The sequence below is a fragment of the Rubrivivax rivuli genome, from assembly GCF_004016505.1.
Lineage (GTDB): Bacteria > Pseudomonadota > Gammaproteobacteria > Burkholderiales > Burkholderiaceae_C > Rubrivivax > Rubrivivax rivuli.
Genome location: NZ_SACR01000004.1, coordinates 82,830 through 98,160 on the forward strand (window position 1 = coordinate 82,830; position 15,331 = coordinate 98,160).

General features: G+C 69.7%; 14 protein-coding genes. 11 read left to right on the forward strand and 3 right to left on the reverse strand.

Features of this window, described 5'->3' with window-relative positions; all coding sequences use genetic code 11:
* On the reverse strand, nt 1-1,668 hold the full coding sequence (gene boxC, locus EOE66_RS12755) for a 2,3-epoxybenzoyl-CoA dihydrolase (protein ID WP_128229091.1): 1,668 nt from the start codon (nt 1,666-1,668) through the stop codon (nt 1-3).
* Between the two features lie 127 nt (nt 1,669-1,795).
* Nucleotides 1,796-2,749: a helix-turn-helix transcriptional regulator gene (locus EOE66_RS12760; protein WP_128229092.1), complete on the reverse strand. Its 954-nt coding sequence runs from the start codon at nt 2,747-2,749 to the stop codon at nt 1,796-1,798.
* Nucleotides 2,750-2,821: 72 nt separating this feature from the next.
* On the opposite strand from EOE66_RS12760, the gene EOE66_RS12765 reads away from it, so the two are divergent.
* The 10 genes from EOE66_RS12765 to EOE66_RS12810 all read left to right on the forward strand — a co-directional run bounded on the left by EOE66_RS12765 (nt 2,822) and on the right by EOE66_RS12810 (nt 13,469).
* Nucleotides 2,822-3,286 (forward strand): DUF4863 family protein, encoded by a 465-nt coding sequence (locus EOE66_RS12765; RefSeq protein WP_128229093.1) that lies wholly within the window; start codon nt 2,822-2,824, stop codon nt 3,284-3,286.
* A gap of 39 nt (nt 3,287-3,325) precedes the next feature.
* On the forward strand, nt 3,326-4,882 hold the full coding sequence (locus EOE66_RS12770; RefSeq protein WP_128229094.1) for a 3,4-dehydroadipyl-CoA semialdehyde dehydrogenase: 1,557 nt from the start codon (nt 3,326-3,328) through the stop codon (nt 4,880-4,882).
* Between the two features lie 50 nt (nt 4,883-4,932).
* Nucleotides 4,933-6,537, forward strand: coding sequence for a benzoate-CoA ligase family protein (locus EOE66_RS12775; protein WP_128229095.1), 1,605 nt, complete (start codon nt 4,933-4,935; stop codon nt 6,535-6,537).
* Nucleotides 6,534-7,340 carry an alpha/beta fold hydrolase gene (locus tag EOE66_RS12780; RefSeq protein ID WP_128229096.1) on the forward strand — a complete coding sequence of 269 codons (807 nt, stop codon included), beginning with the start codon at nt 6,534-6,536 and terminating at the stop codon, nt 7,338-7,340. Before EOE66_RS12775 ends, EOE66_RS12780 begins: the two co-directional genes overlap by 4 nt.
* Nucleotides 7,337-8,515, forward strand: coding sequence for an ABC transporter substrate-binding protein (locus EOE66_RS12785; protein WP_128229097.1), 1,179 nt, complete (start codon nt 7,337-7,339; stop codon nt 8,513-8,515). The genes EOE66_RS12780 and EOE66_RS12785 overlap by 4 nt, the downstream gene beginning before the upstream one ends.
* A gap of 33 nt (nt 8,516-8,548) precedes the next feature.
* Entirely contained in the window at nt 8,549-9,439 is an 891-nt protein-coding gene (locus EOE66_RS12790; protein WP_128229098.1) for a branched-chain amino acid ABC transporter permease, read from the forward strand.
* A 79-nt stretch (nt 9,440-9,518) separates the two neighbouring features.
* Nucleotides 9,519-10,532, forward strand: a complete 1,014-nt coding sequence (locus tag EOE66_RS12795) for a branched-chain amino acid ABC transporter permease (RefSeq protein WP_128229099.1) — start codon at nt 9,519-9,521, stop codon at nt 10,530-10,532.
* Nucleotides 10,529-11,290: an ABC transporter ATP-binding protein gene (locus EOE66_RS12800; protein WP_128229100.1), complete on the forward strand. Its 762-nt coding sequence runs from the start codon at nt 10,529-10,531 to the stop codon at nt 11,288-11,290. The genes EOE66_RS12795 and EOE66_RS12800 overlap by 4 nt, the downstream gene beginning before the upstream one ends.
* A 1-nt stretch (nt 11,291) precedes the next feature.
* On the forward strand, nt 11,292-12,005 hold the full coding sequence (locus EOE66_RS12805; RefSeq protein ID WP_128229101.1) for an ABC transporter ATP-binding protein: 714 nt from the start codon (nt 11,292-11,294) through the stop codon (nt 12,003-12,005).
* Nucleotides 12,006-12,026: 21 nt separating this feature from the next.
* Nucleotides 12,027-13,469 (forward strand): NAD-dependent succinate-semialdehyde dehydrogenase, encoded by a 1,443-nt coding sequence (locus tag EOE66_RS12810; RefSeq protein WP_128229102.1) that lies wholly within the window; start codon nt 12,027-12,029, stop codon nt 13,467-13,469.
* A gap of 282 nt (nt 13,470-13,751) precedes the next feature.
* Here EOE66_RS12810 and EOE66_RS21800 read toward each other — a convergent pair whose 3' ends face one another.
* Nucleotides 13,752-14,558, reverse strand: coding sequence for an SDR family NAD(P)-dependent oxidoreductase (locus EOE66_RS21800; protein ID WP_164885090.1), 807 nt, complete (start codon nt 14,556-14,558; stop codon nt 13,752-13,754).
* Nucleotides 14,559-14,618: 60 nt separating this feature from the next.
* On the opposite strand from EOE66_RS21800, the gene EOE66_RS21805 reads away from it, so the two are divergent.
* Nucleotides 14,619-15,302, forward strand: a complete 684-nt coding sequence (locus EOE66_RS21805; protein ID WP_164885091.1) for a hypothetical protein — start codon at nt 14,619-14,621, stop codon at nt 15,300-15,302.
* Nucleotides 15,303-15,331: the final 29 nt, after the last annotated feature.

Below are 15,331 nucleotides of genomic sequence, written 5' to 3' on the forward strand. Positions count from 1 at the left end.
TCAAACTCTGTTCCAGTCGAAGGCGGCCTTCTCGCCCTTGCCGTAGACCTTCAGCGCGCCCTTCTCGCCCACGGCATTGGGTCGCTGGAAGATCCAGTTCTGCCAGGCCGTCAGGCGCCCGAAGACGCGGGTGAACATGTTCTCGGGGCCGTTGAAGCGCAGGTTGGCTTCCAGGCCCGTCAGTGCGTCAGGGCTCATCGCCACTCGCTCCTCGATGGCGATGCGCACCTCGTCGGCCCAGTCGATGTCGTCGGGGTTCCCGGTCACCAGGCCCAATGCGAAAGCGGCGTCTGCATCCAGCGCCTGGCCGACGGCGGCGCGCACGGCCTCCAGCGGTGCGGCCTCGGCGTAGAAGCGGCGTTGCAGGCGGCTTTGGCCGGTGGCCATCGGGAAGTGGCCGAAGTTCAACGCGCCCACGGTGATCTTGGGTGACTGCGCCTCGTCGTCGGGCAGCATCAGCTGGTAGCTGCGGTCGCAGGCCAGGGCCAGTTCCAGCAGGCTGCCGGCGAAGCAGCTGCCGGGCTCGATCAGCGCGAACAGGCTGCGGCTGCTCACGTCCAGGCGGCTGAAGGTGCGGCGCAGCAGGCCGATGGTCTCGCGCACCAGCCAGTGGTTCTGGTGCGCCAGCAGCACGGCGTCTGAAGCCAGCACCGCGGCGCTGTCGCCCTGCGTCTTGAGGAGCCAGGTGCCGATGTCCAGCTCGTTGGTGCGCATCTGCAGGATGGCGTCTTCCAGGTCGCGCGCCATGGCCAGCGGGTACCAGGCGGCACCGGCGGCCAGGATGCCGGCCACGTCGGTGGGCTGCGGGCCGGTGGGGGCCTTCACGGTGAAGGTGGCGGTGCGCTTGGCGCGGTCGATCTCCACCGTGACGTGCGTGTAGCGCAGCGCGTCGGCTTCCACCGTGCAGTGCAGCGGGGTCAGCGCCACACCTTGGGGCTGGGTCTCGGGGGCGGGGCGGTCGCTCTGTGCGGCCAGTTCCAGTGCGCGTTCCTGCACCTTGGCCGCGAAGGCCGCCGGCTTGACGATGTCGTCCACCAGGCGCCACTGCTTGGCCTTGGCACCGCGCACGCCTTCCACGCTGGTGCAGAAGATGTCGGCAAGGTCGTGCCGCACCTTGCGCTTGTCGGTGACGCGGGTCAGGCCGCCGGTGCCCGGCAGCACGCCCAGCAGCGGCACCTCGGGCAGGCTCACCGCGCTGCTGCGGTCGTCCACCAGGATGATCTCGTCGCAGGCCAGGGCGAGCTCATAACCGCCGCCGGCGCACGCGCCGTTCACGGCGGCCAGGAACTTCAGCCCGCTGTGGGCGCTGCTGTCTTCCAGGCCGTTGCGCGTTTCGTTCGTGAACTTGCAGAAGTTCACTTTCCAGGCGTGGCTGCTGACGCCCAGCATGAAGATGTTGGCGCCCGAGCAGAAGACGCGGTCCTTGGCGCTGGTGATGACGACCGTGCGCACTTCAGGGTGCTCGAAGCGGATGCGCTGGATGGCGTCGTTCAGCTCGATGTCCACGCCCAGGTCGTAGCTGTTGAGCTTGAGCTTGTAGCCCGGGCGCAGGCCGGCGCTCTCATCGAAGTCAGCGGCCAGGGTGGCCACCGGGCCTTCGAACTTCAGCTTCCAGTGGCGGTACTGGCTGGGCTCGGTGCGGTAGTCGACGCGGGGGTTGTGGCTCATCGGGGGCTCCTGGTGCGACGCAAGATGTTGCGTGTGCGGGTCGGTCAGTGAAGAGCACGATAATGCATGCTTTCAACGACGTCAAGCACTTTAATGCACTTTCTTGCCGGTGCTGGGGATCGCTTTGTCAGGGCGCCAACTGGAGGGCCTGCCGCACCAGGGAGCGCAGCGCCGCAAAGGTGGGCTCCAGCGGCTGCGCGCTGGTGTCCAGCCGGAAGTCCGCCTTCGAATAGAAGGCGGCGCGCCCGGCCAGGATGCCCTTCAGGTCCTCCATCGCCTCGCGGCTGGCGGCCATGGGCCGCAGGTCGCCCTGGGCGGTGACCCGCTTCATGTGGTCTTCGGGTTCGGCCTGCAGCCACACCGTGGTGCAGTGGCTCAGCAACTGGTTGAAGGTGGCGGCGTCGCTGACGATGCCCCCCGGCGTGGCGATCACGGCCTCGGGGTAGATCTGGATCGCCTCTTCCAGCGCGCGGCGTTCGTAGCGGCGGTAGGCGTTCTGGCCGTACAGGCCCTGGATCTCGCTGATGCTGCAGCCGGCGAACTTCTCGATCTCGCGGCTGAGCTCCACGAAGGGGTAGCCCAGGTCGTCGGCCAGCATCTGGCCCAGCGTGGTCTTGCCGGCGCCGCGCAGGCCCACCAGCGCCACGCGCGTGCTGCGCCCCGCGCCGCGCTCTGCGCTGGCGCCACCGGTGCCCAGCAGCTCGCCCACGGCCACGCGCACGCGGCGCAGCGTGTCCTCGTCGCGGCGCTCCAGCAGTTCGCGGATCAGCAGCCACTCGGGGCTGCTCGTGGTGACGTCGCCCAGCAGCTCGGCCAGGCTGCACTGCAGCGCCGCGGCCACCTGCAGCAGCACCAGGATGCTGGCATTGCCGATGCCGTATTCCAGGTTGGCCAGGTGGCGCTCGCTCACGTCGGCGGCCAGGGCGGTGGCCTTGCGCGTCATGCCGCGGCGGGCGCGCAGGGCGCGCACGCGATCGCCCAGCGCCACCAGGAACGGGTTCTTCTCTTCCTCGGCGCCGCCCGCCGGCTTGCCTTCATCGGCTGGGGTTAACCCAGGTGTATGCAATATAGTGCTTGACATGCGTTCGCTGAGGTTCTATCGTGCTGACACGCACAATAGTGCATCAAGCCCACCAGCGCAAGCGCCACTGCCATGACACCAGCTGATCTGCATCAAGCCCTGGCCCCTTTGACGGCGCAGTTGTCGGGCCGCCCCTTGGACGACGCTCTGGACACCTGGCTCAACACGCAGGCCGGGCCCGGCACGGCCACCTACGCCGCCATCGAATCCGCCTGCCGCGCTGGCGTGGCCGAGGGCTGGTTGTGCAACCGCGAGGGCGGCGGCATCAAGTACGGCCGCATCTTCAAGCCGGCGGCCGACCTGCACGGCTTCTCGGTGGACGTGGTGGACATGGTCGACATCGCCGGCCCGCACCACAGCCACCCCCAGGGCGAGATCGATCTGGTCATGCCGATGGACGGCGGGGCGCTGTTCGACGGCCGCCCGGCCGGCTGGGTGGTCTACGGCCCCGGCAGTGCCCACCGGCCCACCGTCAGCCAAGGCCGCGCGCTGGTGCTGTACCTGTTGCCGGCCGGCGAGATCGTGTTCACACGCTAGACCCACCCACACCCCCGGCTCAAGCCGACCCAGGACACCATGACCGAACTGCTCTCCAACTTCGTCGCCGGCCGCTGGCAGCTCGGCACCGGTGCCGGCACACCGCTCTTCGACCCGGTGCTCGGCACCGAACTCGCCCGCGTCGATGCCACCGGGCTGGACCTGGCGGCGGCCTTTGCCTTCGCCCGCGAACAGGGCGGCGCCGCCTTGCGCGCGATGAGCTATGCGCAGCGTGCGCAGCTGCTGGCCGACATCGGCAAGGTGCTGCACGCGCACCGCGACGACTACGACGCCATCAGCACCGCCAACAGCGGCACCGTCAAGAACGACACCGCGGTGGACGTGGACGGCGGCCTCTTCACGCTGGGCACCTACGCCAAGCTGGGTGCGGGCCTGGGTGACCGCCGCTTCCTGCTGGACGGCGAGCCCGCGCGCCTGGGCAAGGACCCGCTGTTCCAGAGCCAGCACGTGCTGGTGCCCACGCAGGGCGTGGCGCTGTTCATCAACGCCTTCAACTTCCCGAGCTGGGGCTTGTGGGAGAAAGCCGCGCCCGCGCTGCTGAGCGGCGTGCCGGTGATCGTGAAGCCGGCCACGGCCACCGCATGGCTGACGCAGCGCATGGTGCAGGACGTCGTCAAGGCTGGCGTGCTGCCAGCCGGTGCGCTCAGCGTCATCTGCGGCAGTTCGGCCGGGTTGATGGACCAGCTGCAGCCCTTCGACGTGGTCAGCTTCACGGGCAGCGCCGACACGGCCGCGGTGATCCGCAGCCACCCGGCGGTGGCGCAGCGCTCGGTGCGCGTCAACATCGAGGCCGACAGCATCAACAGCGCTCTGCTGCTGGAAAGCGAAGCACCCGGCAGCGAAGCCTTCGAGCTGCTGGCCAAGGAAGTGGCGCGCGAGATGACGGTGAAGAGCGGCCAGAAATGCACCGCCATCCGCCGTGTCTTCGTGCCGCAGGGCCTGTATGCGCACGCCGCCGAAGCCATCGGCGCCCGGCTGGCCAAGACCACGGTCGGCAACCCGCGCAACGAGACCGTGCGCATGGGCTCGCTGGTCAGCCGTGCGCAACTGAACGCCGTGCGCGAAGGGCTGGCGCGGCTGCAGACGCAGGCCACCGTGCTGCACGACGGCGCGAAGCACGCGCTGGTGGACGCCGACCCGGCCGTGGCCTGCTGCGTGGGCCCCACCTTGCTGGGCACGCAGGACGCCGACGGCGCCGGCCTGGTGCACGACACCGAGGTCTTCGGCCCCGTGGCCACGCTGGTGCCTTACCGCGACGCGGCCCACGCGCTGGCGCTGGTGCGCCGCGGGCAGGGCTCGCTGGTGGCGTCGCTGTACGGCAGCGACCCGGGTGCGCTGGGCCGCACCGCGCTGGAGCTGGCCAGCAGCCACGGCCGCGTGCACGTCATCAGCCCCGACGTGGCGGCACTGCACACCGGCCACGGCAACGTGATGCCGCAGTCGCTGCACGGCGGCCCGGGCCGCGCTGGCGGTGGCGAAGAACTCGGCGGCCTGAAGGCGCTGAACTTCTACCACCGCCGCGCCGCGGTGCAGGCCAGCACGGCGGTGCTGTCGAGCCTGAACCCACCCGCCTGAAACCCCGGCCAGAGCGCAGCCCACTGCGCCGGCCTTGCTGGAGACATGCCATGAGTCCTGTTGCCAACCTGAGCGCCACCGCACCTGCCGGCATCCAGCCGCCGGGCGAGGTCTTCAACTTCGCCCAGCACCTGCTGGCCGTGAACGCGCTGCGCGCCGAGAAGGCCGCCTTCGTCGACGACCTCGGCACCCTCGGTTACGGCCAGCTGGACGAGCGTGTGCGCCGCATGGCGGCTGCGCTGCGGCAGTTGGGCCTGCGCCGTGAAGAGCGGGTGCTGCTGCTGATGCAGGACACCAACGACTGGCCCGTGGCCTTCCTGGGCGCGCTGTACGCGGGCATGGTGCCGGTGGCCGTGAACACGCTGCTCACCGCCGACGACTACGCCTACATGCTGGAGCACTCGCGCGCCCAGGCGGCGCTGGTCTCGGGCGCGCTGCTGCCGGCGCTGAATGCGGCCCTCACCAAGAGCGACCACGAGGTCGGCAAGGTGATCGTGTCGCGCCCGGTGGCGCCGCTGCATCCGTCCGAGGTCGACTTCGAGGCCTTCCTGCAGGCCCAGGCGCCGCTGCAGAAGGCCGCCGCCACCAGCCCCGACGACCCCGGCTTCTGGCTCTACAGCAGCGGCTCCACCGGCCGCCCCAAGGGCACCGTGCACTCGCACGCCAACCCCTACTGGACCTGCGAGCTCTACGGCAAGGCCGTGCTCGGCCTGACCGAGGCCGACGTCTGTTTCAGCGCCGCCAAGCTGTTCTTCGCCTATGGCCTGGGCAACGGCCTGACCTTCCCGATGAGCGTGGGCGCCACCACCGTGCTGATGGCCGAGCGGCCCACGCCCGAGGCCACCTTCAAGCGCTGGCGCGGCGAGGTCGGTGGTGTGAAGCCCACGGTGTTCTTCGGCGCCCCCACCGGCTTTGCCGGCATGCTGGCCTCGCCCGCGCTGCCGGCGCGCAGTGAGCTCGCCCTGCGCATGGCCTCCAGCGCCGGCGAGGCCCTGCCGGCCGACATCGGCGAGCGCTTCCAGCGCCACTACGGCGTGCCCATCGTCGACGGCATCGGCTCCACCGAGATGCTGCACATCTTCCTGTCCAACACGCCTGCGCAGGTGCGCTACGGCACCACCGGCTGGCCGGTGCCGGGCTACGACATCGAACTGCGCAGCGAAGAAGGCGGCCCGGTGCCCGACGGCGAACCCGGTGACCTGTACATCCGCGGCCCCAGCGCCGCCATGATGTACTGGGGCAACCGCGCCAAGACGCGCGAGACCTTCCAGGGCGGCTGGACCAAGAGCGGCGACAAGTACGTGAAGAACGCCGACGGCACCTACACCTACAGCGGCCGCAGCGACGACATGCTCAAGGTCAGCGGCATCTACGTCAGCCCCTTCGAGGTCGAGGCCACGCTGGTGCAGCACCCGGCGGTGCTGGAAGCCGCGGTGATCGGCGTGCCCGACGCCGAAGGCTTGACCAAGACCAAGGCCTTCGTGGTGCTGAAGGCGGGCGTGCAGGCCACCGATGCCGAGCTGAAGGCCTTCGTGAAGGACAAGCTGGCACCCTACAAGTACCCGCGCCAGATCGCCTTCGTGGCCGAGTTGCCGAAGACCGCCACGGGCAAGATCCAGCGCTTCAAGCTGCGCGAGCTGGAAAGCCGCGCTTGAGCCCGTCCTTCGTCAGCATAGCCTGGGCCGGCCGCCCGGTGCGCATCGAACACGCCTTCGTGGGCGTGGACGACGCACGGGCGCCGCTCGTCGTGTTCCTGCACGAAGGCCTGGGTTCGCTCGCGATGTGGAAGGATTTTCCGCAGCAGTTGTGCGCGGCCGCCGGCCTGCGCGGGCTGGTGTACTCGCGCCCCGGCTACGGGCGCAGCACGCCGCGCGCGCCTGAGGAGCGCTGGCTCCAGGACTTCATGCACCGCCAGGCCTTCGAGGTGCTGCCGGCGCTGCTGCAGGCGCTGCACATCACGCAGCCCTATGCGCTGTTCGGCCACAGCGACGGCGGCTCGATCAGCCTGCTGCATGCCGCACGGTTTGGCGCGCAGGTCTCGCGTGCCATCGTCCTGGCGCCGCACATCCTGGTGGAAGACCTCTCGGTGGCCAGCATCGAGCAGGCACGCAGCGCCTATGAACAGGGCGGCCTGAAGTCGGGCCTGGCGAAGTACCACGACGACCCCGACTCCGCCTTCTGGGGCTGGAACGGCATCTGGCTGGACCCGGCCTTCCGCGCCTGGGACATCCAGGCCGAGATCGGCTCCATCCGCTGCCCGCTGCTGGCGGTGCAGGGGCTGGACGACGTCTACGGCACCCTGGAACAGATACGCGGCATCCAGCGCCGGGTGCCGCACACACGCTTGCTGGAACTGGCGCAGTGCGGCCATTCGCCGCACCGCGACCAGCCCGCTGCGCTGATCGAAGCCGCCAAGGCCTTTTTCTCGACCCCCGGGTCCCACGGAGACACCCCATGAACCTGTTCAAGATCACCGCATGGGCCGCGGCCGTGGCCTGCAGCGCCCTGGCCGGTTCGGCCGCGCAGGCTCAAGGCGCCAAGCTCAAGGTCGGCCTGATGCTGCCCGCCACGGGTACCTTTGCCTCGCTGGGCACGGCCATCGAGAACGGCTTCAAGCTGCAGGTGGCCGAGCAGGGCGGCAAGCTCGGCGGCCGCGAGGTCGAGTACGTGAAGATCGACGACGAGAGCGACCCCTCCAAGGCCACCGACAACGTCAACAAGCTGGTCAAGCGCGACAACGTCGACGTCATCATCGGCACCGTGCACAGCGGCGTGGCCATGGCCATGGCGCGCGTGGCCAGGGAAAGCGGCACGCTGCTGATCGTGCCCAACGCCGGCGCCGGCGCCGTCACCGGCCCCATGTGCGGCAAGAACATCTACCGCAGCAGCTTCAGCAACTGGCAACCCGGCTATGCAGCCGGCGAGGTGATGGGCAAGAAGGGCCACAAGAAGGTCGTCACCATCACCTGGAAGTACGCCGCGGGTGATGAAAGCGTGGCCGGTTTCAAGGAAGGCTTTGCCAAGGCCACGGGCGGCCAGGGCCAGGTGCTGAAGGAACTGACCCTGCCTTTCCCCAACGTCGAGTTCCAGGCGCTGCTGACCGAGATTGCCGCGCTGAAGCCCGACGCGGTGTACACCTTCTTCGCCGGCGGCGGCGCGGTCAAGTTCGTCAAGGACTACGCCGCTGCCGGCCTGAAGAAGAGCATCCCGCTGTACGGCGCGGGCTTCCTGACCGACGGCACGCTGGAAGCCCAGGGCGACGCCGCCGCCGGCCTGCTGACCACGCTGCACTACGCCGACGGCCTGGACAACCCGAAGGACAAGGCCTTCCGCCTGGCCTACGCCAAGACCTACAAGCTGCAGCCCGACGTGTACGCGGTGCAGGGCTACGACGCCGCGCAGATCCTGGCAATCGGCCTGGCCGCCACCCAGGGCGACGTCAAGGACAAGGCCGCCTTTGCCGCCGCCGTGCGCAAGGCCACCATCGACAGCCCGCGCGGCAAGTTCACGCTGGGCAGGAACCACGACCCGGTGCAGGACGTCTACCTGCGCCAGGTGGTGGGCAAGGAGAACAAGTCCATCGGCCTCGCGGTCAAGGGCTTGGCCGACCCCGGCAAGGGCTGCAACATGTGACCGCCCTGGGCGGCACTTCAACCTTGGGGTTTCATGGACCTTTCCACCTTTCTCATCCAGTGCCTGAACGCCTTGCAGTACGGGCTGCTGCTCTTCCTGGTGGCCAGCGGGCTGACGCTGATCTTCGGGATCATGGGCGTCATCAACCTCGCGCACGGCAGCTTTTACATGATCGGCGCCTACATGGCCTATGCGCTGGCCGCGCCGGTGGCCGCCACCTTCGGCGGGGGCTTCTTCAGCGTGCTGCTCGTGGGCCTGGTGCTGGCGGTGCTGCTGGGCTATGTGCTGGAGTGGGCGTTCTTCAGTTTCCTCTACGAACGTGAACACCTGCAGCAGGTGCTGATGACCTACGGCCTGATCCTCGTGTTCGAGGAAGTGCGCAGCCTGCTCGTGGGCGACGACGTGCACGGCGTGCCCATCCCGCCGCTGCTGAACGCCAGCATCGCCTTGGGCGACACCATGACCTACCCGGTCTACCGCCTCTTCGTCAGCGGTGTGTGCCTGCTGCTGGCCCTGGGCATGTTCCTCGTGTTCAAGCGCACGCGGCTGGGCATGATGATCCGCGCCGGCAGCACCGGCCCCGGCCCGCGCGAGATGGTGCAGAGCCTGGGCGTGAACATCCAGTTCCTCTACCGCGTGGTGTTCGCTGCGGGCGTGGCCATCGCGGTGCTGGCGGGCATGGTGGCCGCGCCGGTGAGCAGCATCTACCCGGGCATGGGCAACAGCGTGCTCATCGTGTGCTTCGTGGTGGTGGTGATCGGCGGCATCGGCAGCATCAAGGGCGCGCTGGCCGCGGCGCTGCTCATCGGCGTGGTGGACACCTTCGGCAAGGTGCTGCTGCCGCAGGCCGCAGGGGTGCTCGTTTACGTGCTGATGGCGCTGATATTGCTGTGGCGCCCCAACGGCCTGTTCAAGGCGGGCTAGCGATGACCCCCAAGCTCACTTTGTTCGCTACCCCCCAAGGGGGCTCGGGCCTCTTGGGGCGGCCCGGCGAGGCCCGGCTATGACGCAGAACGCAGGCAAGTTCCTCTTCGTCGCGCTGGCCTTTGCCGCGCTGGCGGTGGTGCCCTTCGTCGGCGGCAGCTTCACCGTCGATCTGGTCACCAAGATCATGATCTACGCCATCTTCGCGCTCAGCCTCGAACTGCTGGTGGGCGGCACCGGCCTCGTGTGTTTCGGGCAGGCGGCCTTCTTCGGCATCGGCGCCTACGCCACCGTGCTGCTCACGCCCAGCGGCGCGCCGGCCTCGCTGTGGTGGCTGCTGCCGGCGTGCATCGCGCTGGCGGCGGGCTACGCACTGCTGGTGGGCGCGCTCTCGCTGCGCACGCAGGGCGTGTACTTCATCATGGTGACGCTGGCCTTCGCGCAGATGGCCTACTACGTGGTGCACGACACGCCGCTGGGCGGCGGCACCGACGGCATCTACCTCGACGACAAACCCAGCCTGCTGCCGGCCTTGCTGCCCGCGCTGGAATTGCGCCAACCGCTGGTGCTGTACTTCTTCATCTGGCTGTGCCTGGGCGCCACCTTTGCGGCCCTGGCGCTGCTGCTGCGCAGCCGCTTCGGCCGTGCGCTGCTGGGCATCAAGGTGAACGAACAGCGGCTGCGCGCCGCGGGCTTCTCCACCTACCCGTACAAGCTGGCGGCCTTCACCATCTCAGGCGGCATCGCGGGCCTGGCGGGCAGCCTCTTCGCCATCAAGGACGGCTTCGTGAACCCCGAACTGCTCAGCTGGCACCTGAGCGGCGCGGTGCTGGTGATGATCATCCTAGGCGGCCTGGGCCACCTGCGCGGCGCGCTGCTGGGCGCCTTCGCGTTTGCGCTGCTGCAGGAGTTCTTCAAGAGCGAGGCGGTGTTCGGCGCCTTTGCCAAGCACTGGCACCTGGGGCTGGGCCTGACCATCATCGTCTCGGTGGCCCTGCTGCCCAATGGCTTGATGAGCCTGGGCCGCTTGCCCGCGCAATGGCGCGAACGACGTGAACGCCAGGCGCGGCCGGCGCGGGAGGTGCAGCCATGAGCGAGGTGCTGCTGCGCGGCCAGGAACTCACCCGCCGCTGGGGCGGCCTGGTGGCCGTGGACCGTGTCTCCATCGAACTGAAACGCGGCGAGGTGCACGCCGTCATCGGCACCAACGGCGCGGGCAAGAGCACGCTGATCAACATGCTCTCGGGCGAGCTGCCGGCCAGCAGCGGCACGGTGGAACTGCTGGGGCAGGACGTCACGCGCTGGAGCCAGCCGCACCGTGCCCGCGCGGGCCTGGGCCGCAGCTACCAGCGCAACACCATCTTCCCCAGCTTCACGGTGCTGGAGAACTGCCGCCTCACGGCACAGGCGCGCGTGCAGAAGCCCTGGGCCTTGTTCAGCGCGGCGCAGCACTGCGAGGCCAGCAACGCGGCCGCCAAAGCCGCCGCCGCGCGAGCCGGCCTGAGCGACATGCTGGAGAGCCGCGCCGACAGCCTGTCGCACGGCCAGAAGCGCCAGCTGGAGATCGCGATGTGCCTGGCCACCGACCCCCAGGTGCTGCTGCTCGACGAACCCCTGGCTGGCATGGGCGCCGAAGAGACCGAACGCATGCTGGCGCTGCTGGCCGAACTGCGCCAGGGCCACGCCATCCTGCTGGTGGAGCACGACATGGACGCCGTCTTCCGCGTGGCCGACCGCATCACCGTGATGGTCAACGGCAGCGTGCTGGCCAGCGACACGCCCGAGGCCGTGCGCGCCAGCCCGGCGGTGCAGGCGGCTTACCTGGGTGAAGGTGAAGGCGGGGGACACTGAGATGGCAAGCCCCCCCTTCCTGCAAGCCCAGGGTCTGCACGCCTGGTACGGCAGCAGCCACGTGCTGCATGGCATTGACCTGCACATCCAGCGCGGTGAGACGCTCGGCCTGCTGGGCCGCAACGGCATGGGCAAGAGCACGCTCATTCGCACGCTGCTGGGCCATGTGGCGCAGCGCGAGGGCCGCATCCACATCGACGGCCGCGACCGCAGCAGCGCGCGCCCGCACGAGGTGGCGCGCGCCGGCGTGGCCTACGTGCCCGAAGGTCGTGGCGTCTTCCCCAACCTCACCGTGCGCGAGAACCTGGTGATGGCCGCGCGCCCCGGCCCGCAAGGCCAGAACGACTGGACCTTGCAGCGTGTGCTGCAGACCTTCCCGCGCCTGGGTGAACGCCTGAACAACCTGGGCGCGCAGCTCTCGGGCGGTGAACAGCAGATGCTGTCCATCGGCCGTGCGCTGATGACCCACCCCACGCTCATCATCCTGGACGAAGCCACCGAGGGCCTGGCGCCCTTGATCGTGGCCGAGATCTGGCGTGTGATCGGCGAGATCCGCGGCAGCGGCATCGCCACCCTCATCGTCGACCGCGACTACCGCAAGGTGCTGGCCCAGGCTGACCGCGCGCTGGTGCTGCAGAAAGGCCAGGTGGTGCTACAAGGCAGCGCCGCCACGCTGCGCGACGACCCGCAACTCGCGGGCTGTCTGGGCGTGTAGGCTCCGTTTGAAGGAATCTCCATGACCACCCCCAGCTACCCCGCCCTCAGCCTCTACATCGACGGCCAGTTCCTCGGCGCAGAAGGCCGCAAGACCCAGCCCGTGCTGAACCCGGCCACCAACCAGACCATCGGCACGCTGCCGCACGCCAGCACCGAAGACCTGCAGAACGCGCTGAACGCCGCGCAGCGCGCTTTTCTGACCTGGAAGAAGACCAGCCCCCTGGAGCGCAGCAAGGTGCTGCGCAAGGTGGCCGAGCTGGCGCGTGAACGCGCGCAGGACATCGGCCGCAACATCACGCTCGACCAGGGCAAGCCGCTGGCCGAGGCCGTGGGCGAGGTGGTGTTCTGCGCCGAACACGCCGAGTGGCACGCCGAAGAGTGCCGCCGCATCTACGGCCGCGTGATCCCGGCGCGGCAAGACGGCGTGCGCCAGACGGTGCTGCGCGAGCCCATCGGCGTGTGCGCGGCCTTCAGCCCCTGGAACTTCCCCTTCAACCAGGCCATCCGCAAGATCACTGCGGCCCTGGGCGCGGGCTGCACCATCGTCATCAAGGGCCCGGAAGATGCGCCGAGCGCCGTGGTGGCCATCGCGCAGCTCTTCCATGACGCCGGCCTGCCCCCAGGCTGCCTGAACGTGGTGTGGGGCGTGCCGCACGAGGTGAGCGATTTCCTCATCAAGAGCCCCATCGTGCGCAAGATCAGCTTCACCGGCAGCGTGCCCGTGGGCAAGCTGCTCGGCGGCCTGGCCGGCAGCCTGATGAAGCGCTGCACCATGGAACTGGGCGGCCACGCGCCCGTGATCGTGTGCGACGACGCCGACATCGATGCCGCGGCCGACACGCTGGTGCCCTTCAAGTTCCGCAACGCCGGGCAGGTGTGCATCAGCCCCACGCGCTTCTACGTGCAGGAAGGCGCCTACGACCGTTTCGTCGCGCGCTTTCTCGCCAAGCTGGAGAAGGTGAAGGTCGGCGACGGCCTGCTGAAGGACACCCGCATGGGCCCGCTGGCGCAGGCGCGCCGCGTGGCGGCCATCGCCGGCTTCATCGACGACGCGCACCAGCGCGGCGCCACCGTGCTGGCCGGCGGCAGCGCGCTGCCGGGCGAAGGCAACTTCTTCGCGCCCACGGTGCTGGCCGACCTGCCCGAAGACAGCCGCCTGATGACGGAAGAGCCCTTCGGCCCCATCGCCGGCATCGTGCGCTTCAAGACCGTGGAAGAGGTGCTGCAGCGCGCCAACAGCCTGCCCTTCGGCCTGGCGAGCTACGCCTTCACCGGCGGCACGAAAAACGCGCGGATGCTGAGCGAGGGCCTGGAGGCCGGCATGGTCAGCATCAACCACGTGGGCCTGGCGCTGGCCGAGACGCCGTTCGGCGGCATCAAGGACAGCGGCTACGGCAGCGAAGGTGGGCTGGAGACCTTCGACGGCTATCTCAACACCAAGTTCGTGACGCAGTTGAACTGAGCGCGGCTGCGGCCCGGGGCCGAGTGGCTATGCGCCAAGGGCCCCACCCCTGCGCTGCGACAGCCTGGCCGGCATTGCGCGCGATGCTGTAGCCCTCGAACTGCCCGCCGTTGCCGATGGCGGCCAGGGTCTGCGCCCCGCCAGGCAGGCGCGCCCTTGCGCGCCGAAGCGCTTGACGTCGATGGGCATGGACAGGGACCCGGTGCCGGAGCTCGCGCTGTTCATCCTCGGCATCGACAGCAAGCTGCGTGGGTGCGAACTCGTACCTGCGTGCCGTGCAGATCAGTCCCGGGGGCGCGAGAGCATCCGGTTCATCCATTCGGGCGCGATGCGCTGCCCCAGACCCACGCAGCGCGCCGACCACGAAGGCAGCACCCACAACGGGTTGCCAGGCAGCGCCCGTTCCAGCCGCCGCGCCACGTCGTCGGCCGACATCACGCCGCCCCGCCGCTCCACCGCCAGCACCTGCGCGGGCTTGATGCGGTTCTCCTGCGCGAAGCCGGGCGTGTCCACGGCCGGCGGGCACAGCAGGCTCACGCGGATGTTCTCGCGCCGCAGTTCGGCCCGCAGCGACAGGCACAGGCCCACCATCGCGAACTTGCTGGCGGCATAGGCGCTGTAGCCGAACATGCCCGTCAGGCCCAGCACAGAGGCCGTGGCGACGAAGTGGCCCCGCCCTTGCGCGCGAAACGCAGGCAGGCAGGCCTGCACCACGTGCAGCATGCCCATCGCATGCACATGCAACTGTGCGGCGTACTGCTCGGGCGCCAGCGCGTCCACGTAGCCCGGTTGCGTGTAGCCGGCGCAGTTCACCACCAACGAAGGCGGGCCGACAGCCTGCAGCAGCAGTTGAACGGCCGCTTGGACTTCGGCGGGTCGCGTCACGTCGGCTGGGGCCACTGCTAGAGTTGAAAGACTGGGGATATCAGCCAGCAGCCGCTGCTGCGCGGCCTGCAACGGCGCGCTGCGGCGCGCCACCAGCCCCACCGGCATGCCGCGCGCGCGCAGCCGCCGGGCCACCGCCAGGCCCATGCCTTCAGAGCCACCGAAGACCAGCGCACTGCCATCGAAAGGAAACGGCTGCCCCATGACACCTGCCCCACGCCCGACCTGAGGGCGCAGACTGTAGTGCTCCCCATCGAAGCCCCGGTGCCGCTGCACGAGTTGCGCCGCAGCACGCGCCGGCTGCTGAAGGCAGCAGGCCTGCTGCGCGAAGCCTGCGCCCGGTGCGTGCCGCTGCCGCGCACCGCGGCCGCCGCCGAGAGACGCGCAGCCGATCACACCGGCGGCCGGCTGGCCGCACGCCGGGCCTTGCGGGCGCTGCTGGGGCGCGCACCCAGGCTGCACGCTGACGACCGCGGCGCCGTGCGCTGGCCCCGGGGCTTGCAGGGCAGCATCACGCATGGCGGTGGCGTCGCGATGGTGGTGGTGGCGAGGGGCTCGGCGTGCCGGGCCGTGGGCATCGACCTCGAACCGAGGCGGCCGTCGTTTCCACCAGGCGCCGCTGTGTTCGACGAGAAGTCGCTTCAGCAGCAGCGGCTGCGGGCCCGGCCCGCTGCCGAAGCCGCAGGCTGGCGCTTCCTGCTCTTCTCGGCCACGGAAAGCTTCTTGAAGGCGGCTCACGCCGCGTGTGGGCGCGTACCCCCGCAAGCGGCGTTCGACGCCCTGCGCAACCGGCTGGCCGCGCGATGCTCGCCGCCTGCCCATCGCCCCGTGAACGGGCCTGGGCGGACGACGCTGTGGGCCGCGCGTCGCGCGGGCTTCGTGCTCACGCTGTGCCTGTGGCCGCTGCCCCGCGCGCGGCGCCGGCGCAACGCATTTCCTCCCAGTTAGGGAGAGCGGGCACCCCATCAGTTCGCATA